Below are 25,248 nucleotides of genomic sequence, written 5' to 3' on the forward strand. Positions count from 1 at the left end.
GATCTCTCGGCTCGATTCAAGCCGGGGGATCCTCGTGCCGCCGATGACGGTTCCTATTCCTGGCCGCGTTCACGCCGGCGCCGTTCCACCTCCTGCTTGATCAGGACGTCCAGGATCTCGCTCGGGACCGCCTTCGAGGGGCGGCTGTTGATGGCGCGCAGGCGTTCGACGTCGAATTTCGGCTCGCGATTCACGGTCAGGAGGCCGTTCGTCTCTTGCGCCGTGTCGGTCAGCTGCGTGTAGCAGAACCCGGCAAGGGCGGTGGAGGCGAGGAGGGCATCGACAAGCTCTTCGTATCGGGCGAGCAACGCATCGGCATCGGCGAACTGGCCGTAGCCGAACCAATCTTCCGTGCCCTGCGGAACAAAGCCGAGCCCTCCGAACTCGCTGATCACGATGGGTTCGTCGTCGACGGCGATGCCTTCTCCGAGAAGCGGATGATGATGCGGGCGCACCTCGCGGAAGGTGCGTGCGATCGTCGCGCGGTCGGCATAGCGCTCCCGCAGCATATCCCCGGTCGGCGCGTAATCGTGCACGCCGAACACATCGCCTACCGCATGCTGCCATCCATCATTGCCGATCACCGGCCGCGTCGGGTCGAGGGCGCGGGTGAGATGATAGAGCGCCTGCACGAAGTGTCGCTGCTGCGCCGAGCGGTCGAGATCGGGCACGCCCCAGCTCTCGTTCAGCGGCACCCAGGTGATGATGGAAGGGTGATTGTAATCTCGGCGCACCGCTTCCAGCCATTCGCGGGTCAACATCTCCGCCGCACGGTCGGAATAGACATAGGCATTGGCCGCCTCGCTCCACACGAGCATGCCGAGCCTGTCGCACCAATACAGGAATCGGGGGTCCTCGATCTTCTGATGGATGCGGATGCCGTTGAAGCCGAGCGATTGCGCCAGCTCCACCTCGCGCCTGAGCGCTTCGGAATCTGGGGCGGCCAGCAAGGAATCCGGCCAGTAATTCTGTGCGAGCACGAGCCGCAGGAAGACCGGAATGCCGTTGATGATGAAGCGGCCGTCCCGCGCCTCGATCCGGCGCAGACCGAAATAGCTCTCGACACGGTCGACGATCGCGCCTTGCCCGTCGATCACCTCGATCACGGCCTCGATGAGGTTGGGGTGTTCCGGTGCCCAGAGGAGCGTGCGGCGGCGGCGGACGGCCGCATCGTTGATGTCGAGGAGAATGTCACGGCGCAGCTCCTTGCCGGAGACGAGGCATGTGTCGTCGGCAAGAACGCGTGTCGGCCGGTCCCCTGACAGCCGTACGCGCACGCGCCAATCCTGCTGCGGCGTCCGGTCGAGCCTGACGATCACTCCAACGCCGAAGCGGTCGACGTCCGGTGTCCAGCGAAGCTCCGAGACCGCAACCTGCGGAAGCGGTTCCAGCCAGACCGGCTGCCAGATGCCGGTGGTCCGGTGATACCAGATATAGCCCGGCTGCTCCTCCCAGTACTGCTTGCCGCGCGGCTGCTGCAGATCCCGTGGCTCGTCCTCGGCGCGGACGACGATCGCCTGTACGTCGCCGGGAACGAGCAGGGGAGCGATGTCTGCTGAGAATGGCGTCTGCCCCCCGACATGCTCGACGGCCAGGCGGCCGTTGACCCAGACCGAGGCCTTGTAGTCGACGGCACCGAAATGGAGCATGAGCCGGTCCCCTTCGCCGATCTGGATTTCACGGCGGTACCAGACCACCGGGTGGAAACCCGTGTCGTGAACGCCGGACCGCTCGCTCTCGGGCGGGAAGGGCACCATGATCTCGCGGCTGAACGGCTCCGCTTGGTCGAACCACCGTTCCGCGAGACCGATATCCTCGTCGTCGAAGGCAAAACCCCAGGCTCCGCAAAGGTCGATCCAGCGGTCCCGGCGCAGCTGCGGGCGGGGGTGGAGATCCGAGGGGGAGATCGTCTCGGCCATGGTCGCGCCTCCTTGTCTTGAGGGAAGCCCGACGCTTCCGCCCGACCAACGCGCGAGGGCAGGGGATGTTCTAAACGGTACGAGCAGTGCAACTTTCGCGCATGTGAACCGTTTCCCGCGTAATCATATGACGGCCGAGGTTCGTCCACGGCCCAACCGATGGCTGCAGTGGAAGCACTGACGCCCAAGGGATGGCCCCGGTATGACCCACGCGCTTCCGCCTCGATCCCAGCTCCGGCGTTTGACCAATTCGGACGCATTCTGGTGGTCTACCGGCATCGAGGACACTTTCATCACCGCGCCGCACCCCGTGACCGGGCGGACGTTGGACGAATACGAATTGACCGGCCACTACGAGCGCTGGAGGGAAGACCTCGGCTTCGTTGCCGAGCTGGGCGTGCCTTGCGCCCGCTATGGCGTGCCTTGGCACAGGATCCAGCCCGAGCGGTCGGTCTGGGACTGGACCTTTCCCGATGAGGCTCTGGGACGCCTGCTCGAGCTTGGCGTCGACCCCCAGGTCGACCTTGTCCATTACGGGCTCCCGGCCTGGATCGAGAACGCCTTTCTCCATCCCGATTATCCGAAATTCGTGGCCGAATACGCCGCCCGGCTCGCCGAGCGCTTCAAGGGGCGGATCACATGGTACACGCCGCTGAACGAGCCCCGCATCACCGGCTGGTATTGCGGTCGCCTGGGCTGGTGGCCGCCCTTCCGGCGCAGCTGGTCGGGCTTCGTCGCCCTGATGCTGGCGATCGCGAGAGGCATGGTGGAGACGGTAAGAGCACTGGAGAGCGTCGATCCGGAGATCGTGCCCTATTTCGTCGACGCTACCGATCTTTTCGACACGGACGAGCCGGAATTCCAGGACGAGGCGAGGCACCGTCAGGAGATCGTCTTCCTGGCCCTCGATCTGGTCTCGGGACGCATCGACGAGAGCCATCTGCTGTGGCCGTGGCTGCTGAAGCACGGAGCCCGGGAAAGCGAGCTGAAATGGTTCCTCGACAATTCGGTCGAGGTCCCTGTGATCGGCATGAATCTCTATCCGATGTTCACGCAGAAGAAGCTGGTGCGAGATTCCGGCGGGCGCTTTCGCATCCGCATGCCTTATGCGGGCGCCGACCTCATCACGCGCCTCGGGCGCCTCTATTACGAGCGGTATCGCGTGCCGCTGACGATTTCGGAAACGGCGTCCATCGGCTCGCTCCGCCGCCGGCTCGATTGGCTCGACCGCTCTGTCGCCGCAACGCGGGAGCTGCGCGAGGAGGGTGTGCCGCTGGTCGGGTACACCTGGTGGCCGACTTTCGCCCTCGTCACCTGGGCCTATCGCCAGGGTCGGCGGCCCGTGACGGAGCATCTCGCCCAAATGGGCCTGTGGGACATTGTCCCTGACGAGGCGGATCCGCTGCGCCGGGTCCGGACATCCGCGGTTGATAGCTACCAGCACTTGGTGAGGGGCGGGGTTAATGCGGTCGGCAATCTATCGCAGGCTCCGGCCCGTGCCGTTGCCGGATAAAGAAGGGGAGAAGCGGGATGTATCGAAGTTTCTTTCTGGCCGGTTTTGAGGGTTCGACCGGCTATAACCGGCACGGCCAATGGTTCGACCAGGTGGTCGCAACTGGCCATGACCGGACGGTCGACGACGATTACCGACAGCTTGCTGCACTCGACATCCATGCCGCCCGCGAGACGATCCGCTGGCCGCTGGTGGACCTGGGGCACGGACGCTACGACTTCTCTACGGTCGAACCGTTCGTGGAGGCAGCGCGCCGCCACGGCGTGGAGGTGATCTGGGATCTGTTCCATTACGGATACCCACAGGGGCTGGATCTCTGGAGCGAGGAATTCCAGAAGCGCTTTGCCGATTACTGCTACGCCATCGGCCGCTATATCGCCGCAAGGACCGAAGGGACCTGCGCCTTCACGCCGGTGAACGAGCCCTCCTTCATGGCCTATGCCGGGGGCGAGAAAGGCCTGTTCGCACCGCACGAGACGGGGCGCGGCTGGGATCTCAAGGTCACGCTCACGCGGGCGGCCATCGAGGGCATCAATTCCTTGTGGGCAGCCTCGCCGGGAGCCCGCATCGTCAATGTCGATCCGCTGTGCCGTGTGGCTCCGCCGCCCGACCGGCCCGACATGGAGGACGGCGCGCGCGACTTTAACGACCGCCTCGTCTTCCAGAGCTGGGATATGCTCTGCGGACGGCTCCTGCCGGAGCTCGGCGGTAGCCGGAAACACCTCGATGTGGTGGGCATCAACTATTACTGGACGAACCAGTGGGAATGGGGTGCCGCGCCGGGTGCAGATGGGGTCATTTCACCGCTCGCCGAGGACGATCCGCGCCGATGGCCCCTCGGCGACCTCGTGCGCTCGGTGTGGACGCGCTATGGCGGCGAGGTGATGATCACCGAAACCAGCCATATCGGCGACAGCCGAGGCCGCTGGTTGCGGGAGGTGGCGGAGGAGGCGCAGATGCTTCTCCTCGACGGCGTTCCGATCCGCGGCGTGTGCCTTTATCCGATCCTCGGCATGCCAGAATGGCACGATCCGGACATCTGGACGCCGATGGGCCTCTGGGACCCGGTCTGCCACCGAGACCCCTGCGGGGAGCGCCTGATCTGCGAGCCGATGCTCGAGGCCCTGCAATCCGTGCGTCACGTGGATGAGCTTCACCACGCGCTGCTCGCCGGCCAAAAGGCCCGGCCGAGACGGAACGCAAGAGCGCAGATGGCGGCGTTTTAAGACAGGCTAAGTGTTGCCGAACCGAGCCTCACATTTCCTCGAAATGGCGGAGCATCCGAGACGCATCCGGGTCGCGGTCGGTAAAGAGCCGAAAGGCGCCCACGGCCTGGAAGACCGCCATGCCGCCGCCGGATATGGTGCGGCATCCGCGGGCGCGAGCGTGGCGCAGGAGTTCGGTCTCCAGCGGGAAGTAGACGATGTCGGCGACCCATAGCTCGGGGCGCAGCAACTCGGCGGGCAGGGCCATGCCCGGATACTTCGCCATGCCGAGCGGGGTCGTGTTGACGATGCCGTCGGCTGCATCCACCGCATCCTGAACCGAGAAGCTGCAGGAGGCGCGCCTATCCCCGAACCGCTCTCTCAACGATGCGGCGAGGTTCCCGGCACGGGCCTGATCCGTATCGATCAGGATGACCTCGCCGGTCCCGAGGGTGAGAAGCGCATGGGCGACGGCAGCACCCGCGCCGCCGGCCCCGAATTGGACGACCCGCTCGCGACGGACGTCGGGCAACTCGCGCCGGAAGCTTTGGGCGAAGCCCCACCAATCGGTGTTGTGCCCGACACGCCGGCCGTCCTTCAGAACGACCGTATTCACCGCCCCGAGCGCAGCCGCGTCGGGTGACAAGTCGTCGAGAAGGGGAATGACGGCCTGCTTGCAGGGATGGGTGATGTTGAGGCCGGCGAAACCGAAGCGCTGGGCGGCTGTCAGGATGTCGGGGAGCGCGCTCGCACCGAGGCCAAGCGCCTCCAGGTCGATCAGCTTGTAGACATAGCGCAGCCCCTGCCGGGCGCCCTCCCGTTCGTGAAGGCTGGGCGTGCGGGACGCCTGGATCCCGGCACCGACCAACCCCACGAGAACGGAAGGCAAGCTCGACAGCCGCTTGGCATCGTCGTCATCGGAGTCCGCTGCGGTTGGTCGACCGCTCGTCATGGATTTCACGCCTTTGCGGATGCCTTCGCGATCATGTCGAGGACGGCATGGACCGCAACCGGGTAGCCGTTCGTGCCCAGGCCTGCGATCACGGCCGTTGCCACCGGGGAGACATAGGATTTGTGATAGATCTGCTCCCGGCGATGAATGTTCGAGATGTGCAGCTCGACGATGGGGCCTGGAAACATCTTCAAGGCGTCCATGATCGCCATCGACGTGAAGGTGAAGGCGGCAGGATTGATGATGATCCCGCTGCCCTGGTCGATGGCCTCATGCACCCAGTCGATGATTTCGTATTCCCGATTCGATTGCTTGAAGACGATGGGATGGTCTCCCGCCGCCTGACGGCACATCGACTCGACCTCGGCCAACGTCGTGCGGCCGTAGATCTCCGGCTCGCGCGTGCCGAGGCGATTGAGATTGGGTCCATTGAGGATATAGATCGGTTTGCTCGTCATCTCACTTCTCTCAATGGAGCCGGCTTATCCCTGGTAGCCGAAAAGGCGCGGCAGCCAGAGCACGGTTTCGGGCACAAATGTCATGATCGCGAGGGCGACGATCATCGCGAAGAGGAAGGGCAGCGTGTCGCGCACGATATCGCGCAGCGGCTCGCCGGAAATGTTCGCCATGATGAACAGGAGTAGCCCGTAGGGTGGGGTGATCAGCCCGATCATGATGTTCACGACCACCACCACACCGAAATGCACGAGGTCGATTCCCAGCGCCTGAGCCGTAGGGATGAAGACCGGCACGACGATCAGCAGGATCGCCGTTCCTTCCAGCACGCAGCCGAGAAGAAGAAGCAGGACATTGACGAAGATCAGGAAGCCGACCGGAGAAAGGTCCCATCCCGCGAGCAGTGTCTTCACGCCTTCCGGGATATTCTCGACGGTGATGACATAGTTGAACACGAGCGCACCCGCGATCAGCATGCCGATGGACGCGGTCGTGCGTGCACTGACGGCGAGTGCATTGTAGAAGTCGCGCCAGCTCACGCTGCGATAAAGGCCCGCCGAGATGAGAAGCGCGTAACCGGCTGCGACAGCCGCGGCCTCCGTCGGAGTCATCACGCCGCTATAGATGCCTCCAAGCAGGACGACGGGCATCATCAGCGAAGGGAAGGCTTCCCACGTGATGCGCGGCAGCTTGCGCAAGGGTACGGGTTTCTCGACAGGGAAGTTCTTGCGACGTGCTGTGATGGCCACGATGATCATCTGGCTCAAGGCCATCAGCAGTCCCGGAACGACACCGCCAAGGAAGAGAAAGCCGATTGAGGCATCGGAGACGAGGGCGTAGAGAACCATCGGGATCGAGGGCGGGATGATCGGTCCGATCACGGACGAGACTGCGGTAAGGGCTGCGGCAAAGCTTCCCGTATACCGTCCGTCGCGGGTCATCATGGCCTGCATCATGCGGCCCGTGCCGGCGGCATCGGCGATGGCCGAACCGGACATGCCGGCGAAGATGATGCTCTGCAAGATGTTGACTTGGGCGAGGCCGCCGCGGAAGCGGCCCACCAGGGCATTGCAGAACGCCATGAGGCGGTCGGTCATGCTGCCGATGTTCATGAACTCGGCGGCCAGGATGAACAGCGGTACCGAGAGGATGACGTAGTTGGAGTACATGCCGTTGAGCAGCTGCTCTGCGGCCGTTCCCATGTCCAGCCCCGCCAGAAGCAGGTACAGGATCGAGCCGGCGATCATCGAATGGCCGATCGGCAGCCCGAGAAAGGCGAGGGCGGTGATCGCGACGAGCGAGATCGAGAAGGGGCTTGTCAGGTTCATACGCCGGAGCTCGCCTTGGTGGGATCGAATTCATCCGGCGCCACGCCCCGCATGGCCTGCCAGGCGATCCAGATGTAGCGGATGATGGTGGCGACGGCGAAGACGATGTAGATCGAGAATAGCCAGTCGAACCTGATCTTGAGATAGCTCGTCCTCTCCACCTTCATGAAGGTGACGTAGTCGACGACGGCTGGGAGAGAGATGGTATAGAGCGCGATCAACGCAACCGCGCTGATAAGCGCCATCACACGGCGTGGTCCGGGGCCGACCGCGCCGTAGATGATGTCGAAGCGGATTTCCTCACGCTCGCTGACGACGAAGGCGGCACCCCACAGGACGAGCCAGAGCCACAGGACGACGCTGATCTCGTGCGTCCATCCGATCGGGAGGCCCAGAAGATACCGGAAGGCGATCTGCAGGAGGAAGGCTGCGAACATCGCGGCCAGCATGGCGGCGGCAATGTTCTCCGCACGCCGGGCAAGCCACGCGCCGATTGCCGGCAACGAAGAACTCATGAAAGCGGTTCCCTTCGCGAGAAGGTGCTGAACACTTGTGAAAGGCCGCCGGGACGATGCCCCGGCGGCAATGGCTTTAAGCCTTACATCGCGTTGATCTTGTCCAGCATACCGGCCGGCCAGCTCTTCGCCAGATCCGAGGCCAGATACTTCTTCTGGGCGAACTCGCGGAAGGCCTTCAGGTCGGGCGTGTAGACGTCGAGGCCCTTCTCCTTGAAGAAGGTAGCGAGCTGCGTCTCCTGCTTCAGGTGCTCCTGCGTGCTCCACTCGATCGCCTTGTCGGCGGCCGCCTGGAAGGCAGCCTTCTTCTCTGGCGATAGGGCGTCCCAAACCTTGTTGGATACGGCCAGAACGTCAAAGCCGACCAGGTGAGAGGTGAGAGCGATCTGCGACATCACCTCGTAGAACTTCATGTTCTGCACGTTCGGCAGCGGGTTGTCCTGGCCGTCGATGGCGCCCGTCTGCAGCCCGGTATAAACCTCCGCATAGGCCATCGGCGTCGGGTTGGCACCGAGGGATTGGCCGAGGAACTGCCAGGCGTCGCCGCCGGGCATGCGCAGCTTGATGCCGGCGAGATCTTCAGGCTTGCTGATCTTCTTGTTCGGCTTCAGCCCCACATGCCGGGCACCGAAATAGGTCGGCCCGAGGATGTGGATGCCCAGCTTCTCCGAGGCCATCTTTTTGAGCTGTTGGCCGACATCGCCGGCAAACACCTTCTTCAGGTGATCGGCATCGCGGAACAGATAGGCCGAGGTGACGATAGACCATTCCGGAATCTGGTTCGAGATGTCCTGCGGCGCGATATTGCCCATCTCGAGATTGCCGCGCTGCATGGCGACGAGCTCGGTGCCCTGCTTGAACAGGGTGCCGCCGTAATAGGGCTGGAGGTTGAAGCCCTGCGCCTTCACCGCCTCGCCGAACTGCTTCATCATTCCGGCCCGGATGTCCTGCTCCGAGAACACGGCGGAAAATCTCAGGTTCGTGGGAGCCTGCGCGGTGGCCGGCCCAGCCGTGCCCCATGCCAGAAGGGCCGCACCCGCAGCCATCAGGACACGCCGATTGATGTCAAATCCCATGGTTTCCTCTCCTTTTGTTGCCGCGCCTTTTTCTGCGTCTTGGGCTGCACTATCCGCTCGGATGTTTGCAAAATCAATATGCGTTTTTGAAATCATCTGATATTTTTAATTTTAGCATACAATAAGCGATATGGGGTTGTTGGACTTGGTCAGGGAGGTCGTTAGGTTATGACCCTCGGAAGAGCGGTGGCCGGATGAGCATCGAATTGCTGGCGACATCGATTGCAGATCGCGCTTACGACCGGATTCGCGCGGATATCGTGTTCGGTCGCCTCGATCCCGGCGCACGGCTTCGGCTGGATCGATTGGCGGGCGAGTATGGGGCGAGCGTCAGCACCCTCCGGGAAATCCTGAGCCGGCTCTCGTCGGAAGGGCTGGTCATCGCGGAGGGGCAGCGCGGCTTCCGGGTCACTCCCGTGTCGCCCGCCGGGTTCGAAGACGTCGCGTCAATGCGGCTGCTTCTGGAAACCTATGCATTGCCCTTGTCCTTCGCGGCTGGCGATCTGGAATGGGAGAGCCGCGTCGTCGCCGCCCATCACAAGCTCGCCTTCATGGAGCGGCGGATGATGGCCGGGGACCAGGAGGGGACGGAACTCTGGAAGCACTATGACCGGGAATTTCACCAAGTGCTGATCGAGGCCTGCGGCTCCCAGACCCTGCTCGATCTCTATGGCGGCGTCTTCGATCAATATCTCCGGTACCAGATGATAGCCGTCGTGTTCCGCGGAGAAATCGCGGCGAACGAGCATCGGATGCTGTTGGACTGCGCCCTGGCACGCGATGCGGAGAAAGCCTGCGAGGTGCTCGATCAGCATGTGAACGGATGCGTGGCCTACACATTGAAGAGCGGGGCATTGGCATGAGTGACGACGTCCAAGTCATCTCCCAGCCCGCTAGCGTAGGGGAAAGCGCCTATCAGAAGATCCGATCCGACATCATCTTCGGCCGCCTCCCGCCTGGTCGAAAACTGAAGCTCGACCGGCTCAAGGCCGATTACGGCGCCAGCGTCAGCACGCTCCGGGAAACCCTGAACCGCCTGCATTCCGAGCGTCTCGTGGTCGCCGAGGGGCAGAAGGGATTCGAGGTCGCGCCGGTTTCGATCGCCAACCTGAGGGAGATCGCCGCCCTTCGGCAACTCCTGGAATGCCGGGCTCTAGAGCAGGCGTTTCGGGCAGGGGACATGGAATGGGAGGGGCGTGTCGTCGCCGCCCATCACCGGCTCGCGCGGATGGAGGAGCAGATGGCCCAAGGCGACCGGGACCATACGGAGGAGTGGAAGCGCTATGACTGGCAATTCCACCAGGCTCTCATCTCCGCCTGCGGGTCGAGAATGCTGATCGACAACCATGCGGCCGTCTTCGACAAATATTTGCGCTACCAGATGATCGCCCTGAGCTTTCGCGGCGACATCGCAGCGGAGGAGCATGCGCTTCTCCTGCAATGCGCTCTGGAAAGGGACTCCATGCGTGCCTGCGAGGTTCTGAGACGCCACGTCGCCGGCGGCGTCGAGCATGCCCTCGCCACGGGAACCATCAGCTGAACCGACATGAGAGGAGCGGCCTGACCGGCGACACGCTTCCGCATTCGAGAGGACATCGAACCAGCATACGCAAAGCCACCGCCACCGTCTGCCTGAGCGGGGCTTTGACCTTCGGCGATGAGGATAAGTCAGGACGTCCAGGATCCAATCATCCGACAGGGCTCGTGCGTGGTGAGCGTCCTTCGATAGGATAGGCAGGATCGGTGTAGCCGGGCGTGGAAGGATGGCCGGAGGCGACGAGGCTGTCGACGAACGTTTCATCCTCCGACGTGAAGCGGTAATCCAGGGCCTTCACGTAATCGTCCCACTGCTCCTTCGTGCGCGGGCCTCCGATCACGGCCGTGACGAAGCGGTTGTTCAGGACCCATGCGACGGCGAACTGGCCCGGCGTGATGCCCCGGCTCTCGGCGTGACGTTTGAACTCCTGTGCGATCTGCAGGGATTCCGGCCGCCATTCCGTCTGCATCATGCGTGTATCCTGCCGACCCGCCCGGCTGGCTTCAGGCGGCGGGGCATCGGCGCTGTACTTTCCGGTGAGGATGCCGCGGGCGAGGGGAGAATAGGGCACCACGCCGAGCCCGTAATAGCCGCAGGCGGGCAGATGCTCGACTTCGGGCATCCGGTTCATGGCGTTGTAGTAGGGCTGACTCACGACCGGACGGTCGATCCCGAGATCGTCGCAGAGGCGGCAGATCTCGGCCACGCGCCAGGCGCGATGGTTCGACACGCCGAAGTAGCGGATCTTTCCCTGGCGGACGAGATCGCCCATGGCACGAACCGTCTCCACCAGCGGAGTGGTGTAGTCCTCCCTGTGAATGTAATAGATGTCGATCCAATCCGTGCCGAGGCGACGCAAACTCGCCTCGGCCGCTTCCATGATGTGCCGGCGCGACAGACCGCGGTCGTTAGGGCCCTGTCCCATCGAATTCGCCACCTTTGTCGCGAGCACCCAATGGGATCGGGCGGAGGCAATGGCTCGCCCCGTGACCTCTTCGGAACGGCCCTCGTTGTAGACGTCGGCGGTGTCGATGAAGTTCACCCCGGCCTCATGCGCCGTTGCGATGATTTGCGCAGAGAGAGCCTCGTCCGTCGGGCCGCCGAACATCATCGTGCCCAGGCAGATCGGTGAGACCTTCAGACCGGAACGGCCCAGGTTGCGGTAATCCATTCTCAACTCCATCATCTGCGTTCGTGGCAGGATAGCCTGCTTCTGCCGGCACCTCTACCACCGCGTGTCACCTTCGCAGGGAGGGAACAGCTATCAGGCCGCTTCATCCCCATGTCTCGCACACATCTCTTGCCTGATCCGAACCGCGAGCCTGCTCATATCCAGGCTGACATCGGCTTCCGTCACCGCCGATCCTGCAGCGACGTCGCGGGTCAGGTGGATCCCATGGGCAAGGCCGATGGGCAGCATGCGCGATGCCCTGCTGCGGGAGGCGGTCGCCAATCGGCCATAGACGGTGTATCCGCCCTCGCCATCGAGAAGTTCGCCAGCCTTCAGGTCACGCTTTGCGACTGCGACCGCATCGCCCCGCCACAGGCGGCTTGAGCCCGTCGGCTCGCCGCGCAGGGCGGCGCTCAGAACGGAAATCGACAATTCGAGACCGATCATGTGAAAGGGCTTGTACATCGCCGCATAGCGGCCGGTGGAATCCGTGGGAAGACCATATTGCTTGAAGCAGGCTGCCGCGTAATCGTTCGGTGCTTTCAGCACCACGTAGACGCCCCAGCGCAGATCGCGGAACACCGGGCGACCGTCGCGTTCCAACGAGGACACCACCTCCACCATGCCGTCATGATCGAGTTGGCCGCCGATGCTGCGCGGTCGCAGGATATGCGAGAGGTCGTCGACGCCGCATGGCGGGAAGCCCAGTCCATCCTCGGGGACATCGAGATCGCAGGCATTGGCGATGGCGGCCATTTCGATGGCGGATTTCGTTCCATCGAGGAAGGAGTTGAACATCTGCGGGTTCATGCCCGCTGCCCGTGCCTGCTCCGGCGTGAGGCCGTAATGGGCCCAGACATCGTCCGGCGTCACATGATGGTAATGAGGCAGGTATTTGGTTCCTTTGCCGGCAGCCGCAACCGTGAAGCCTGCAGCCCTGGCCCAGTCAACCATCTCGGCCACCAGGGCAGGTTGGTCGCCATAGGCCATTGAATAGACGACGCCCTTTGCCGACGCCTTCTCGGCCAGAAGCGGGCCCGCCAGAACATCGGCCTCCACATTGACCATGACGATATGCTTGCCGGCCTCGATGGCCGCGAGCGCATGCCGGATGCCGGCTTCCGGATGGCCGGTGGCTTCGATCACCACCTCCACATCGTCTGCCTGGCAGGCATCGAGACCATCCGCCGTAAAGTGTGTTCCGGCCAACCTTGCCTCGTCCCAGCCAACGGTTCGGCAGGCACCGCGTGCCCTGTCAGGATCGAGATCGGCGATCATGGCGACCTCGAGTCCGGAAATCGTGGGGACCTACGAGAGAAACATCGATCCGAACTTGCCCGCGCCGATCAATGCCGCGCGAACCGGCTTGCCTGCCTCGAGCCGTCGATAGAGCAGTGCCGATAGGTTCATGGTGTCCCGCCTCCGCTGGTCCGGTCGCCTGAAGAAGCTCGAAGCTCCGACGGCAAGTGTCAATCGGCTTAAAGGTGAAGCGTGGGTTCGGCTGGTATCGCATAGGCTCGTCCCAGCGGTCTCGGAAACTTGAACGGTCCTCCGCCATGTTTCCTTGTCACGAGAACGGCTCTCCGCAAGAATTGGCCGCCGAACCAAAAGAGGTCGATCATGGATCGCCGCCATTTCATCGCGTTCGCCGGACTGGCCGCCATCGGGACCCACAGGGCCTGGGCGCAGCATGCGGGGCACGGGACCCAACTGCCCGAGGCGGCCTCCTCACCCGATCCCTATTCCCGTCTTCAGGGAGGCGTCCCGCATCACCTGACGCCTGAGCAGGAAGCGCAACGCGTCACCGACAGCCCGGCGCCCCAAGGGGCCCAGGGACGTTGGGTCTCCCGCGCTGCCCTGCCCATTCCCCGCAGCGAGATGGCCTGGGCTACGGCGCTCGACGGACGGATGCACATCGTCGGCGGTTATGGCGAGGGCCGCGTCGACAGGGCCTATCACCATGTCTACGACCCCGCCCTCGATCGCTGGTTCAACGCGGCTCCGCTGCCGAGGGGCGCCAACCACGTGGCCGTCGCTGCGGATGCAGGGCGTGTTTATGCCTTGGGCGGTTTCATCGAGCAGAACCGCAACCCCGATCACAATGCCTATGTCTACGATGCGGCGGCGGATCGCTGGACGACCATCGCCCCGCTGCCCCGTCCGCGCGGCGCCGCCGCCGCCGTGGTGCTCAACGGCAAGATCCACCTGATCGGAGGGGCCTCGGTGCCGGTCATGGAGCGTGCCAGCATCGGCTGGCACGAGGTTTACGATCCGCAGGCCGACCGCTGGACCCAACTCAAGGCACTGCCCGGTGCACGCGACCATGTCGGCTGCGTGGCATATGGCGACGCGATCCATGTCATCGGCGGGCGCTTCAACACCTTCGAGTACAACACCAACCTGCACCACGTGTATCTGCCGGCGAAGGATACCTGGGAAGAACGCGCGCCGCTGCCGACCGCCCGCTCCGGCCACGGACTGGTGATTTACCGCAACCGCCTCTTCGCCATGGGCGGCGAGGCAGGGCGCATCGAGCAGGGCAGGCCGATCCAGGCCAAGGTGTTCGGACAGATGGAGAGCTACGATCTGACCGCCGATACATGGCAGCAGCATGCTCCCATGACGACGCCCCGGCACGCGGTGGGAGCGACGGTGATCGGCGACTGGATCTATGTCGCGGGAGGAGGGGCGGTGCTCGGCGGATCGGTCCAGTCCGCCGTGCACGAGGCGTTCACGCTCGGCTGATCACAAGACCCCGTGCGGCCAACTCCGCTTCCGCCTGAGCGACGGAAATCGCTCCCGGCTTGAGCTTCTCGCGTACCATCCGGGCGCCGAGTTCGACGAAGTACGTGTTCGCCGGGACAGGAACGCCGTGGAGGCGGCCGAGCAGCACGATCTCGCCGTTGAGATAATCCGTCTCGATCGATCCCGCCCCTCGTTCGAGGCTCTGTGTCGTCGAGCCGCCGGAGCGTTCGATGCCGGGGATCGGCCGGGAGCGCATCATCTGGTCCCGGCGGGCATCGGCTGCCCCGACATCCAGCCATGAAATGCCGGCTGCGGTGTAAGCGGCCTCGGCTTCGGCCTGGAGCAGGGCTTCGAGATGCTTGTAATCCGCATCGAGACCGAGTGCACCCTGCAGGATGTTGCTCAGATTGAGCAGAAGCTTGCCATACTTGCTCTTCATCACCTCGGGCTGCACGAAGGCAGCGATATTCGCGGCCTCCAGGCACGCGGCGAGGCGCTCGTCGTTGCTGTTGCTGCCATTGGGAAAGAGCCCGATGTCGAAGATGCCGTGGCGGGGCGCTGCGAACGCGCTGACCTCGCCGGGTGCCGAGATGGATGCCGGCATCATCACCGTGACGCCGTGGACCTCCTTGAAACGGCGGAGCGCAAGGCTCTCGTTGGTAACGCCGTTCTGAACGCAGAAGATCGGCTGCTCGTCGATTCCCGCGGCGCGCAGCCGCTCCAGGGCGGCAAGCGTGTCCTGCGTCTTCATGGTCAGGAGGATCGCATCGTCCGGACGAAAATCGATGCCGGACGGATCCGATACGCAGCGAAACTGCGCCCGTACAGCCTTCTCCGGAGTGCGCAGCAGCAGGCCATCGGCTTGAAGGGCTTCGAGCTGAGCGCCACGGGCGATGCCGATGACCTCGTGTCCTGCAAGGGACAGGGCGGCTGCGACCGTGCCGCCGATTGCGCCGACGCCGTAGACAATGATCCGCATCATATTTCCCTTCTGTCGCGCCCTGCGCATCCCTCGATCAAGCTGCAACTCATATCGCGTCTGCAATCCGTTCGGAAAGACTTGGTGTGAAGCCCACGCGTATATTTGCAATAAAATAACAGGTCATTTCTTTGCGTGTACGGTGGCACAGACACCGGTGAACTTGGCTTGCATTGTCTGGGCAATGTCGCCTTAAATAGACTGACGGTTGAAATTTGAGACGGTGTGTGAAGCCGAGAGCTTGTCATGGATTGCCCGCGCTGTGGACGACCTAGCCCCGACGACGCGCGGTTCTGCAGCCAATGTGGCGCGCCTCTGATACCTGATGCGTCCAACGCGGCGAATCCTCCGGAAGAACCCGCGAGCACGGAGGAGTTCAAGCCGGTCACTATCCTTTTTGTGGATATCGTCGCCTCGACCGAGCTCGTCTCCAATCTTGACGCCGAACAGGCCATGCGGCGCCTGGCACCCGCCCTCGCTGTCATGCGGCGGGTGGCGGAGCAGTTCGGCGGAACCGTCATCCACACCCTGGGCGACGGCATCATGGCACTCTTCGGCGCTCCCAAGATTCAGGAAGGGCATGCATTGCTGGCCTGCCAGGCCGCCCTGGAAATTCAATCGGAACTCGGGCGGGCGCTGGGCCCAAGGGCCATCCGCCTCGGTCTGCATTCCGGGATGATCGTCTCCGAGACGAGGTTCTCAGGATCGGTCAACGAAAGAGAGGCTTACGGAGTCGCGATCCATATCGCGAATCGAATGCAGGCCCTTGCCGAGCCGGGAGCGATCTATCTCAGCGAAGCCTGCTATCATCTCGTCGAGCGCTACTGCATCGTCAAGCCAGCCGGTCGCTATCGCATACGCGGCATTTCCCATGAGATGAGCGTCTACGAACTGCAGGGCCTGCAGCCGCCGTCGTCCGGACAATTATTCAACAGCAGCAACCTCACGAGATTTCAGGCCCGCGAGCGCGAGATGGCGCTTCTGGAATCGGCGCTGCAGGCCGCTCTTCACGGCGACAGTCATATCGTCGGCGTCTGCGGTCTGCCCGGAAGCGGAAAGTCGAGGCTGTGCTACGAGTTCGCCGAGCGCTGCCGGATGGATGTTATTCCGGTGATCGAGGTGAGGGCGCAGCCTTATGGAAAGGCAGCTCCCCTTCAGCCGATCCTGGAAATCATGCGCTTGCTGCTGGGGATATCATCCGGTGACGATCCCGCATCGGCGCGGGAGCAGGTGGCCAGCTATCTGGCTCGGATGCAATCTCCCCCTGACGGAGCGCTGGCGGTTCTGTGCGACTTTCTCGGCATTGCCGAGAGCGGTGCAGCATCGGCCGTAACGCCGAAAATGCGGCATGCCGCCCTTCTCGACATCATTTCCCGGTTGGTTGGCGAGACGGCCTCTCGTCCGCTCGTCATCGTGTTTGAAGATCTTCATTGGCTTGACGAGGCGAGCGAGGCTTTCGTGGAGTCGCTCTGCGATGCGATCATCGGATCCCACGTTCTTCTCGTCGTGAATTTCCGTCCGTCATACAAGGCCCCTTGGATGGATGGCGACCGTTTTCATCTGTTGGAGCTGACGGAGTTCGATGACAGCCAGATGGAGGCGTTCGTTTCCTGCGTGATCGGTTCGCATGCGAATCTCGCGGAGTTGCGCAACCGGATCGCCGAGCGTTCCGGCGGCAATCCGTTCTTTGCGGAGGAAATCATTCACTCCCTGGTCGAGAACGGCATGCTGATTGGCCATCCCGGCGACTATCGCCTCGGGGGTGTCATCAACGACAATCCTCTCCCGGTGACGCTGCAGGCCGTCATCGGGGAACGCATCGATCGGCTTCCTTCCTTCGACCGCATGCTCCTGCAGATCGCGTCCGTTATCGGCAAGGAGGTTCCGCATGCGGTTCTGGTTGCCGTCGGCATGCAGGAGCAGAGCGCCGATGTCGAGCCGGCTCTCAATCGGCTCTGTGCGCTGGAACTCCTGCAGGTCCAGAACCGGCCCGAGGGACGCCATTATGCGTTTCGCCACCCGCTGATCCAGGAAGTCGCCTATTCGAGCCAGCTGAGGTCGCGCAGAAGTCGCCTCCATGCCTTCGTTGCACCCGCCCTGGCCAGCCATTACCGGGAGCGGCAGGGCGAGTTCGCCGGCCTGATCAGCTTTCATTACGAAGCTGCGGGCATTCTTACCAAGGCGGCCGAGTATGCGCGCATCGCGGCCGAGTGGATCGGGTCGATGCATCCTGCCCAGGCGATCAGGCAATGGCACGTCGTCCATAGACTTGCCCGTGCCCAGACCCCGTCCGCGAAGAACAAGGCCCTGCTCATTCTCGCGAGTGGCCAGATCGCCTGGCTCGGATGGCGTGAGGGATTGAGCGTCGAGGACGCCGCGCCCTATATCCAGGACGCTCTCGCAATCGCCCGCGAGACGGACGACACCATGATTCCGTTGCTTCTCTTCGTGGAAGCCCGGATCAGCGGAGCAAGCGGAGGCGCGGCGGATAATTACGTGTCGCGCGTGAAGCAGGCATTGCAGATTCTGAACGCCGAGGCCGACCAGAGCCGTGCCGCAACGCTCTATGCCTCGTTGAGTCAAGCCTATGGCTGGGCGGGCCTGTTCAATGAGGCCCTGGAGGCCAACGACAGGGCGCTGTCGCTCTTGCGATATGTTCAGGAATTCGAAAACCGTTTCCTGGGATACAGCGTCGAGCACTGGACGCTCAGCCTGCGCGCGCGGATCCTGATCCACCTCAATCGTATCGACGAAGGAAGGGCCTGGCTCGACCATATGCTATCCATCGAGGATGGGCTGATCGATCCGACCGTCCAATTCATCAGCCATCTGGGATATGTCGACCTTGCCTGGATGTCGGGAGATGCGGATCTCGCGATGAAGCACGCGCGACACGTGAGCGCGCTCGCGGAGCGCCATGGTACGCCTTATCTTCGCGTGTTCTCCTATGCCTGCATGGCAATGGCCCAAGGTCTTGCGGGGGATAGCCAATCGGCGATTGCAGGTCTGGAAGAAGGAATCGACTTCATGCACGCAGCCGGGGCCGCGCTGGATTATGAGCCCGATATGATGGCGTGCCTGGCCGAATGCCTGGAGCGGGCGGGCCGGCACGGCGAAGCGCTGTCGACGGCGGAGCGCACGATCGGCCTGTCACGGGATCGCTCGGCCCGCCTGCCGGAATGTCGGGCCTTGATCGTGGCAGGCAATGCTCTCGCCAAGCAGGTCGGGGCGCCAAGTCGAGACGAGGCCGAGCATTATTTCAGCGAGGCGGAAGCCTTGATGCAACAGACCGGAGCCATGATTCTCGAGCGGCATTTGAGGGCGGGGAGGGGGAGGTCCGATGTCAACCCTGCCGCAGCTGCAACCGGCTCGGTCCGAGAATAGTGCTTTCAGCCGCCTATACCATTTCCAAGGTGGGGTTCCGGAGAGCGCACGAGAAGGGTGAATTCGCTCATGCCGTAATTGTCGATGAGCGTCACCTTACGACCGAACGCGGTCCTGCAAAACGCGATCCAACGCTCCGGTGAAGTACCGTATAGACCGGGCCTGATGTCTTGTCCGGCAAGAGGGGCGGTCACGAAATTGACGGCGAATCCTCTACGGCTGGTTTCATGAAGCTGCGACATGGTCATCGCAACGAAATGCTCCCATCTCTGCACCGGTTGGTCGAGCATGACGTTGAAGATGCCGCTGGCGATGCTGTAATCCGCCGTGCGCGAAGCGGCCGAGGCCCGCTGGAACCGATAGTGCTTGCCTGACCAGAGCTTTTGCGCCCTGCGAACCATGGCCTGTGACAGATCGATGCCGAGATAATCGATCTCGGTATCGGGATGGAAGTCGGCAAGGTATTCGAGCACGGCTCCATAACCGCATCCAACGTCGTTGAGCGAAAAGGAACTCTGGAAATCGCAGAGCTTCAGAAGCTTGCGAAACCGCAGGGCCTGGGTCGGAGCGCAACTCCAGTCGACGCCGAGCGGCGTCGGCCCGAAACGACGGAGCGTGCCGGTGTAGTACTGCGCGACATCCCTGTGGAGCTGCTCCAGATCCGACCCATCATCGGTCATTGGCGGCGAAAAGCCTATCGTCCGCGCGGCGTTTTCCGGGGAGTCTTGGTTGCCGTCTTGGTTGCTGTCTTACTCGCGGTCTTCCGAGCCGAGCGCGCGGCCGGAGCGGCTTGCTTGGCGGTCGGCGTTGCCGTCTTGGGCTTCATCGGCAGCGAGACGATGACGTGGTCCTGTTCCATGAAGAACGGACCCGTGGGTGAAGTCCTGACGATCACCCGCCTCCCGTCAGGACCGCGGGAATCGTGCGCTTGAAAGAAAACCGGAAGCGGTTCGCTGCGTCCCAGATTCTCGATCAGCATGTTCATGATCCGGTCGTTGCCGTTCTCGCCGGGGACATCCGAATCGTAGGATTTCAAATCCTCGATCAGCGACAGCCACCTGTTCTTGACGCGAGCGTTCCACAACCCTCCGAGATTAAGGAGGGCAAAGCAGTCCTTCAGGTTTCGCCCGCGCCGGAAGATCTGAAATTCCTTCTGCAGCTCCTTCATTTCGGCGATGCCGCCATGGGCTTCTTTCGGTCCCTGCGAAGGGCCGAATCGAAGGTAGAGCTGGTCCAGAAGCCCTGGGATGAAGACGTCGTCTTCTTTCATGATGCGGCCCATGAAGTCCTCCAATTCCTTCGAAGTTGAGTGGCTGTGAAGTATAGGATTGCTGTCATCGCAACAGTCGGGCGGAGAAATGTCAAGATTTAGAGACATCATTACCGTGAGTTATAAGAGTATTCGGTGTTGAAAAGCACCCGTCATGATACGCACACGTCAATCAATACCGATGAGGCGGGTTGCGCTTTTTGCGGCTTAAAAGTCGGCAAATTGGGTGATCAAGACGGGCTTTAAGGATATCGTCGGTGCCTTCATTCTGTTTGTTTAAAATAGTGATAGTTATCGATACTCATGATTCACAGTAGAATCATTCTAAAATATCGTGTTTTTGATTATAATAATTAAAAAATAGAGTATTTGACTCGCCAACGACGGCTCTGATAGGCGGAAACCTATCGTTATTATTTTGAAGGTTGTCCGTCGTGAAGCGCCCCCTTGCGTTGTTAGCATCGTCAGCTCTTGTACTCGTCTCAGGTGAAGCGCTCGCGCAATCGAACGAGGCGCGGGCCATTCAGCTGGAAGAGGTGACGGTTGAGGGGAGCCAGAACACTCAGACGGGACCGATTACGGCGGATGGCTATGTCGCCACGTCAAGCAGCAGTGCCACCAAGACCGACACGCTGATTCTTGAAACGCCGCAATCGATTTCGACGGTCACCCAGCAGCAACTGGAGGATCGCAAGCCGCAGACCTTGCTGGATGCCGTGTCTTATACGCCAGGAGTGCGTATCGGCGGCTATGGGTTCGATCCGCGCTACGACGCGTTTACGATCCGCGGTATCGATGTGACCTATACCGGCGTGTTCCGCGAAGGGCTGCGCCAGGTCAACAGCCCGAACGGTCTTTTCCGACTCGAGCCCTACGGCCTCGAAGGGATCACGATCCTGAGGGGGCCTGCCGCATCGATCTACGGCGCGAGCAGCACGGGCGGCATCGTCGATCTGATCTCGAAGCGTCCGACCTTTCTGCCCTTCAGGGAAGTTGAGGTGCAGACCGGTTCCTATGGACGAATCCAGGGCAATTTCGATCTCTCCGGGCCCGTCACCTCCGACAACACGCTGTTCTACAGGCTGACGGGCCTCGTGCGCGATGCAGGAACCGAGATCGGCGCCGTCCCGGACGACCGTGTCTTCATTGCGCCGGCCCTCACCTGGAAGCCCACCGATGCGACCACCCTGACGATCCTGGGCGAGTACATGGACGCGACCACCGGCGGCACGGCGGCCTATCTCAACAACTATGCCACGGATGCCGCGGGCAATCCCACCAGCCTGTCGATCGGCGCCACCCGTGTCTTCGCCGGCGACAAGCGCTACAACGACTTCCGGCAGCAGCAGGGTCGGATCGGCTACGAGTTCGAGCACCGTTTCAACGACATGTTCACCCTTCGCCAGCACACGCGGTTCTCCGCGCTCGGCACCAATCAGGAATATGTCTACGGAGGTTCCGGCCTCACCCGCGAGAACAATTGGGGGGGCGTCAGCGATACCCATCTCGAAAGCCGCGTGAGAACGGGCCCGGTCGATCACACCATCCTGACCGGCTTGGATGTCAGCCGTCTGAGCTACGTCTCCAAGCAGGGCTTCGATGCCACCATCCCCGTGGGGCTGGACCCGGTTCTCTCCTATCGCGAGGATCAGACCCAGACCCTGACCGGGATCTACGTGCAGGATCAGATCAAGTGGCAGAACTGGCGCCTGACTCTCGGCGGACGTCATGACTGGCTGACGAGCGAATACAATACCGCCGGGTTCGAGTTCGACAGTGACGATACCAAGTTCACCGGGCGTGCCGCCCTGGGCTACGTAACCGATTTCGGTCTCGCGCCCTATGTGAGCTGGGGCACCTCCTTCACGCCCAATCCCGGCACGGTGCTGGGTGGTGCCGTGGCCGAGCCGACGACAGGCGAGCAGGTCGAGGTCGGCGTGAAATACGATCTGCCCGGCTACAACGCATCGCTCCGTGCCGCAATCTTCGAAATTCGCCAGGAAAACGCGGTCGTCTATCAGGTCGTCGATGCCACGAACCAGCAGGTGCAGCTCGATCTGCGCTCGCGCGGCTTCGAACTCGAAGGCGTCGCTTCGCTGACGGATGGGCTCAACGTCCAGGCTTCCTATTCCTACATCGATGCGCGGATTCTAGAGCTGACGCCGGAAACCGTAGGCAACCGCCTGACGAGCGTGCCCCAACACATGGCCTCGCTCTGGCTGGACTACACGGTCCAGGAGGGGCCGGCGACGGGGCTCGGCATCGCAGGCGGCGTCCGCTATGTCGGCGCGAGCTTCGGCGACAACCTCAACCGGCCCATCATCGAGAACGATCCGCGTGCCTATCTCGATGCCGCAATCCGCTACGATCTCGAGAATATCGACCCTAGCCTCAAGGGCTTCCGCTTCCAGGTCAACGCCACGAACCTGCTGGATGAGGACGGTCAGGTCTGCACGTCCAACTACTGCTACTTCGATGAGGGCCGCAAGGTCATCGCGAGCCTGCGGTACCGGTGGTGACGATGTCGGCTGCGGCAACGCGGATCGGGCGGGCCCTTGGTTCGCCGATGGCCATCGTCCTGTCGATCGGCGGATTGTATGTCGGGCAGAGCATCGTCGGAGGCGTGACATTCACTGCGCTTCCGAGCGTGCTGCGCGACCGCGGCCTGCCTCTCGACCAGATCGGGCTGACATATCTCGCGATCCTGCCCTGGGTGCTGAAGTTCCTCTGGGCGCCGATGATCGAGCGCTACCGTCTGCCGCCGATCGGGCATAGCCGCTCGCGCTCCATCGTCTTCGTCGGCGGGCTCATCACGGCCGTCTGCTTCGTCGCGGCCGCTGGGATCGGTCCGACAAGCTTCGTGTCGCTCATGGCGGTCTTCATCGTGGTCGCTTTCGCAGCCTCCACCGTGGACATTGCCTGCGACGGCCATGCGGTCGAAAGCCTGTCCGAGCGCTATCACGGCTGGGGCAATGCCGCGCAGGTGGGAGGCGCCTATCTCGGATCCGCCATCGGATCCGGGCTCTTCCTCGTGCTCGTCGCCCGGGTCGACTGGGCCCAGGCGATGATCGTCATGGCCATCATGCTCGTGCAGCTGGGGCTGCCCTTCGTCCTTTCTCCGCCGATCACGCCTACATCCGCGCGCCTGCACAAGCCGTCGCTGCGCGACGCGCTGAACCGCAGCGAGATGCGCATGGGGCTTGCGCTCTCGGCTCTCTACGCCTTGTCGCAAAAGTGGGGCTTGGTGATGCTCGGGCCGTTCCTCGTGGATTCGGGCCTCGACCTGGATTCACTGGGGATCGTCAACGGAGTCGGCGGCATGATCGTCGGCTTCGGCAGCGCGCTTCTGGGCGGCGCTCTTGTCCGCCTTTGGGGTGCGCGAGTGGTCATGGTTCTCGCCCTTGTGTTGCAGGCAATGGCGCTGGCAGGGCTGGCGACGGCGGCGTGGACCGAAGGAACATCCCAGTGGCTTCTGCTTGCCCTGGCCCTGGCGAGCTCTTCCGCCATTCTGGCGCTGGGCTTCGTGGCGCTCTATGCCCAGTTCATGGGGCTCTCGGACCCGCGCCAGGCCGGCATCGATTTCACCCTTCTGCAATGCATGGATGCACTTGTCAGCATGATCGGCGGCATCGGTGCGGGCTGGATCGCGCAGAATTTCGGCTACGGCGCCTGTTTCGGCTTGGCTGCTTCGCTTATCGTTCTTGCCATCGGTCCGGTTGCCATATTGAGCCGGCGCGTTTCAGCCCCGATCGCTGGGCAGGCGAATGCGCAGCGCCTCCAGCCCCTGCCTCAGCATTCGTGACCGGCTCGGATCTTCCCGGGCGACATTCCGGCCACATAATCGGTTTCATCACGGCGTCATAGAAGCGCCGATAGAGAAGCTGTGCAGGAGGAACGAACATGAATTATCTGGCAATACTGGGTGCCGCAGCGATGAGCCTTTCGCTGGCGGCTGGCTCGTCTGTCGCGCAGGAGAAGACGCTGACGGGCGAGCGCACCCTTGTGGTCGCCCATCGCGGAGCCAGCGGCTATCTCCCGGAACATACCCTCGAAGCCTATGCGATGGCCATCGGGATGGGGGCGGACTTCATCGAGCCCGATCTCGTCGTAACCAAGGACGGGATCCTGATCGCGCGCCACGAGCCGATGCTGAGCGGCACGACCGATGTGGCGAACCGGCCCGAATTCGCATCACGCAAGGCCACCCGCAAGGTCGACGGCGTGGAGACGACGGATTGGTTCGCCGGCGATTTCACCCTCGCCGAGATCAAGCAGCTGCGCGCCAAGCAGGCGATGGTGGACCGCGACCAGTCGAAGAATGGACAGTTCCAGATTCCGACCCTGCAGGAAGTGGTCGATCTCGCCAAGAAGGAAGCGGCCGCGAGGGGAAGGGTCATCGGCATCGCCCCGGAAACCAAGCACTCGACGTTCCATGCCGCGATCGGACTGCCCATCGAGGACCGGCTGGTGGCGCTCCTGAAGGAGGCCGGCTGGGCCGATGCCTCCGCGCCGGTCGTCATCCAGAGCTTCGAGGTGGCGAACCTGAAATACCTGAACACGCGGATCGACGTGAAGCTCGCGCAGCTCCTCGATGCGGAGGATGTGGACAAGGACGGCAACATCGTCCTTTCGGCACCTTATGCTCAACCCTACGATTTCGTGGTCGTCGGCGACAAGCGGACCTACAAGGACCTGCTGTCCAAGGAGGGGCTGGCCGAAGTGCGCTCTTATGCCGACATCCTGGCGCCGTGGAAGCCGTATATTCTCCCCACGAAACAGGTCGACGGGAACGGCGACGGCAAGCCCGATGACCTCAATGGCGACGGAAAGACGGACGAGCAGGACCGCGTTCTCGCGACGCCGACCTCCGTGGTGAAGGATGCACACGCGGCCGGTCTTCAGGTCTTCACTTGGACTTTCCGCAATGAGCCGAAGCGTCTGGCCTCGTCCTTCAAGGGCGATCCTGCGGCCGAGTGCAAGGCCTTCTATGAACTTGGGGTGGATGGCCTGTTCAGCGATTTCCCCGATACAGCCGTCAAGGCACGCTAGATACAATATCGCACATGTTTATGTGAGGTCCGGCGGAGAATGCTCCGCCGGGCTTTCATTGCAATTGAGCCGGGTAGAGGTTAAATATTCCAGGGTAGTCAACGATCCCGGGTTTTATTCCTGACATTATCCGCTCAAACGCCGCTCCC

The 25,248-nt window shown here is 62.7% G+C and carries 19 protein-coding genes and 1 pseudogene; 9 read left to right on the top strand and 11 right to left on the bottom strand.

Annotation, left to right across the window (positions count from 1 at the left end; genetic code table 11):
• Positions 1 to 53 precede the first annotated feature (53 nt).
• Positions 54 to 1,919, bottom strand: coding sequence for a glycoside hydrolase family 2 protein (locus BB934_RS25235; RefSeq protein ID WP_099512141.1), 1,866 nt, complete (start codon positions 1,917 to 1,919; stop codon positions 54 to 56).
• Positions 1,920 to 2,121: 202 nt separating this feature from the next.
• Here BB934_RS25235 and BB934_RS25240 point away from each other — a divergent pair, with 202 nt between their 5' ends.
• Complete coding sequence (locus BB934_RS25240; RefSeq protein ID WP_099512142.1) at positions 2,122 to 3,432, top strand: family 1 glycosylhydrolase; 1,311 nt, start codon at positions 2,122 to 2,124, stop codon at positions 3,430 to 3,432.
• Positions 3,433 to 3,449: 17 nt separating this feature from the next.
• Entirely contained in the window at positions 3,450 to 4,658 is a 1,209-nt protein-coding gene (locus tag BB934_RS25245) for a glycoside hydrolase (RefSeq protein WP_099512143.1), read from the top strand.
• Between the two features lie 28 nt (positions 4,659 to 4,686).
• On the opposite strand, the gene BB934_RS25250 is transcribed toward BB934_RS25245, so the two are convergent.
• The 5 genes from BB934_RS25250 to dctP form a co-directional block, all read right to left on the bottom strand.
• Positions 4,687 to 5,589, bottom strand: a complete 903-nt coding sequence (locus BB934_RS25250; RefSeq protein ID WP_099512144.1) for a shikimate dehydrogenase — start codon at positions 5,587 to 5,589, stop codon at positions 4,687 to 4,689.
• A 5-nt stretch (positions 5,590 to 5,594) separates the two neighbouring features.
• The gene (locus BB934_RS25255) at positions 5,595 to 6,047 is read right to left on the bottom strand and encodes a type II 3-dehydroquinate dehydratase (RefSeq protein WP_099512145.1); all 453 of its coding nucleotides are present in this window, start codon (positions 6,045 to 6,047) and stop codon (positions 5,595 to 5,597) included.
• Positions 6,048 to 6,071: 24 nt separating this feature from the next.
• Positions 6,072 to 7,373, bottom strand: a complete 1,302-nt coding sequence (locus tag BB934_RS25260) for a TRAP transporter large permease (RefSeq protein ID WP_099512146.1) — start codon at positions 7,371 to 7,373, stop codon at positions 6,072 to 6,074.
• A complete protein-coding gene (locus tag BB934_RS25265; RefSeq protein WP_099512147.1) occupies positions 7,370 to 7,888 on the bottom strand; it encodes a TRAP transporter small permease in 519 nt (172 codons plus the stop codon). The genes BB934_RS25260 and BB934_RS25265 overlap by 4 nt, the downstream gene beginning before the upstream one ends.
• 83 nt (positions 7,889 to 7,971) lie before the next feature.
• The gene (dctP, locus tag BB934_RS25270; protein ID WP_099512148.1) at positions 7,972 to 8,964 is read right to left on the bottom strand and encodes a TRAP transporter substrate-binding protein DctP; all 993 of its coding nucleotides are present in this window, start codon (positions 8,962 to 8,964) and stop codon (positions 7,972 to 7,974) included.
• Between the two features lie 194 nt (positions 8,965 to 9,158).
• Here dctP and BB934_RS25275 point away from each other — a divergent pair, with 194 nt between their 5' ends.
• Both BB934_RS25275 and BB934_RS25280 read left to right on the top strand, forming a co-directional pair.
• Complete coding sequence (locus tag BB934_RS25275) at positions 9,159 to 9,827, top strand: GntR family transcriptional regulator (protein WP_099512149.1); 669 nt, start codon at positions 9,159 to 9,161, stop codon at positions 9,825 to 9,827.
• Positions 9,824 to 10,504, top strand: coding sequence for a GntR family transcriptional regulator (locus BB934_RS25280; RefSeq protein WP_099512150.1), 681 nt, complete (start codon positions 9,824 to 9,826; stop codon positions 10,502 to 10,504). Before BB934_RS25275 ends, BB934_RS25280 begins: the two co-directional genes overlap by 4 nt.
• A gap of 148 nt (positions 10,505 to 10,652) precedes the next feature.
• Here BB934_RS25280 and BB934_RS25285 read toward each other — a convergent pair whose 3' ends face one another.
• A complete protein-coding gene (locus BB934_RS25285) occupies positions 10,653 to 11,672 on the bottom strand; it encodes an aldo/keto reductase (RefSeq protein WP_099512151.1) in 1,020 nt (339 codons plus the stop codon).
• Positions 11,673 to 11,765: 93 nt separating this feature from the next.
• Positions 11,766 to 13,082: pseudogene (locus tag BB934_RS25290) on the bottom strand (NAD(P)H-dependent oxidoreductase).
• 210 nt (positions 13,083 to 13,292) lie between these two features.
• On the opposite strand from BB934_RS25290, the gene BB934_RS25295 reads away from it, so the two are divergent.
• On the top strand, positions 13,293 to 14,417 hold the full coding sequence (locus BB934_RS25295; protein WP_099512152.1) for a Kelch repeat-containing protein: 1,125 nt from the start codon (positions 13,293 to 13,295) through the stop codon (positions 14,415 to 14,417).
• Here the strand turns inward: BB934_RS25295 and BB934_RS25300 are convergent.
• Positions 14,404 to 15,399 carry a ketopantoate reductase family protein gene (locus BB934_RS25300; protein ID WP_237050096.1) on the bottom strand — a complete coding sequence of 332 codons (996 nt, stop codon included), beginning with the start codon at positions 15,397 to 15,399 and terminating at the stop codon, positions 14,404 to 14,406. The genes BB934_RS25295 and BB934_RS25300 overlap by 14 nt on opposite strands.
• A gap of 243 nt (positions 15,400 to 15,642) precedes the next feature.
• Here BB934_RS25300 and BB934_RS25305 point away from each other — a divergent pair, with 243 nt between their 5' ends.
• Complete coding sequence (locus tag BB934_RS25305) at positions 15,643 to 18,780, top strand: ATP-binding protein (RefSeq protein WP_099512153.1); 3,138 nt, start codon at positions 15,643 to 15,645, stop codon at positions 18,778 to 18,780.
• 5 nt (positions 18,781 to 18,785) lie between these two features.
• Here the strand turns inward: BB934_RS25305 and BB934_RS25310 are convergent, their stop codons facing one another.
• The gene (locus BB934_RS25310) at positions 18,786 to 19,460 is read right to left on the bottom strand and encodes a class I SAM-dependent methyltransferase (RefSeq protein WP_099512154.1); all 675 of its coding nucleotides are present in this window, start codon (positions 19,458 to 19,460) and stop codon (positions 18,786 to 18,788) included.
• A 14-nt stretch (positions 19,461 to 19,474) separates the two neighbouring features.
• The gene (locus BB934_RS25315; protein WP_099512155.1) at positions 19,475 to 20,062 is read right to left on the bottom strand and encodes a hypothetical protein; all 588 of its coding nucleotides are present in this window, start codon (positions 20,060 to 20,062) and stop codon (positions 19,475 to 19,477) included.
• 422 nt (positions 20,063 to 20,484) lie between these two features.
• Here BB934_RS25315 and BB934_RS25320 point away from each other — a divergent pair, with 422 nt between their 5' ends.
• The 3 genes from BB934_RS25320 to BB934_RS25330 all read left to right on the top strand — a co-directional run bounded on the left by BB934_RS25320 (position 20,485) and on the right by BB934_RS25330 (position 25,099).
• Positions 20,485 to 22,569 (top strand): TonB-dependent siderophore receptor, encoded by a 2,085-nt coding sequence (locus BB934_RS25320; RefSeq protein ID WP_237050097.1) that lies wholly within the window; start codon positions 20,485 to 20,487, stop codon positions 22,567 to 22,569.
• A gap of 2 nt (positions 22,570 to 22,571) precedes the next feature.
• Positions 22,572 to 23,852, top strand: a complete 1,281-nt coding sequence (locus tag BB934_RS25325) for an MFS transporter (protein WP_099513209.1) — start codon at positions 22,572 to 22,574, stop codon at positions 23,850 to 23,852.
• 98 nt (positions 23,853 to 23,950) lie between these two features.
• Positions 23,951 to 25,099 carry a glycerophosphodiester phosphodiesterase gene (locus BB934_RS25330; RefSeq protein ID WP_099512157.1) on the top strand — a complete coding sequence of 383 codons (1,149 nt, stop codon included), beginning with the start codon at positions 23,951 to 23,953 and terminating at the stop codon, positions 25,097 to 25,099.
• Positions 25,100 to 25,248 lie beyond the last annotated feature (149 nt).

Origin of the sequence: Microvirga ossetica (assembly GCF_002741015.1) — a bacterium.
Classification (GTDB): Bacteria; Pseudomonadota; Alphaproteobacteria; order Rhizobiales; family Beijerinckiaceae; genus Microvirga; species Microvirga ossetica.

Bases quoted from the DNA above. Each gene is read 5' to 3' on its own strand.
- BB934_RS25250 (WP_099512144.1), bottom strand. From the start codon at position 5,589: ATGACGAGCGGTCGACCAACCGCAGCGGACTCCGATGACGACGATGCC.
- BB934_RS25325 (WP_099513209.1), top strand. From the start codon at position 22,572: ATGTCGGCTGCGGCAACGCGGATCGGGCGGGCCCTTGGTTCGCCGATG.
- BB934_RS25285 (WP_099512151.1), bottom strand. From the start codon at position 11,672: ATGGATTACCGCAACCTGGGCCGTTCCGGTCTGAAGGTCTCACCGATC.
- BB934_RS25245 (WP_099512143.1), top strand. From the start codon at position 3,450: ATGTATCGAAGTTTCTTTCTGGCCGGTTTTGAGGGTTCGACCGGCTAT.
- BB934_RS25265 (WP_099512147.1), bottom strand. From the start codon at position 7,888: ATGAGTTCTTCGTTGCCGGCAATCGGCGCGTGGCTTGCCCGGCGTGCG.
- BB934_RS25330 (WP_099512157.1), top strand. From the start codon at position 23,951: ATGAATTATCTGGCAATACTGGGTGCCGCAGCGATGAGCCTTTCGCTG.
- BB934_RS25240 (WP_099512142.1), top strand. From the start codon at position 2,122: ATGACCCACGCGCTTCCGCCTCGATCCCAGCTCCGGCGTTTGACCAAT.
- BB934_RS25295 (WP_099512152.1), top strand. From the start codon at position 13,293: ATGGATCGCCGCCATTTCATCGCGTTCGCCGGACTGGCCGCCATCGGG.
- dctP (WP_099512148.1), bottom strand. From the start codon at position 8,964: ATGGGATTTGACATCAATCGGCGTGTCCTGATGGCTGCGGGTGCGGCC.
- BB934_RS25280 (WP_099512150.1), top strand. From the start codon at position 9,824: ATGAGTGACGACGTCCAAGTCATCTCCCAGCCCGCTAGCGTAGGGGAA.
- BB934_RS25310 (WP_099512154.1), bottom strand. From the start codon at position 19,460: ATGACCGATGATGGGTCGGATCTGGAGCAGCTCCACAGGGATGTCGCG.
- BB934_RS25255 (WP_099512145.1), bottom strand. From the start codon at position 6,047: ATGACGAGCAAACCGATCTATATCCTCAATGGACCCAATCTCAATCGC.
- BB934_RS25315 (WP_099512155.1), bottom strand. From the start codon at position 20,062: ATGGGCCGCATCATGAAAGAAGACGACGTCTTCATCCCAGGGCTTCTG.
- BB934_RS25305 (WP_099512153.1), top strand. From the start codon at position 15,643: ATGGATTGCCCGCGCTGTGGACGACCTAGCCCCGACGACGCGCGGTTC.
- BB934_RS25300 (WP_237050096.1), bottom strand. From the start codon at position 15,399: ATGATGCGGATCATTGTCTACGGCGTCGGCGCAATCGGCGGCACGGTC.
- BB934_RS25275 (WP_099512149.1), top strand. From the start codon at position 9,159: ATGAGCATCGAATTGCTGGCGACATCGATTGCAGATCGCGCTTACGAC.
- BB934_RS25235 (WP_099512141.1), bottom strand. From the start codon at position 1,919: ATGGCCGAGACGATCTCCCCCTCGGATCTCCACCCCCGCCCGCAGCTG.
- BB934_RS25260 (WP_099512146.1), bottom strand. From the start codon at position 7,373: ATGAACCTGACAAGCCCCTTCTCGATCTCGCTCGTCGCGATCACCGCC.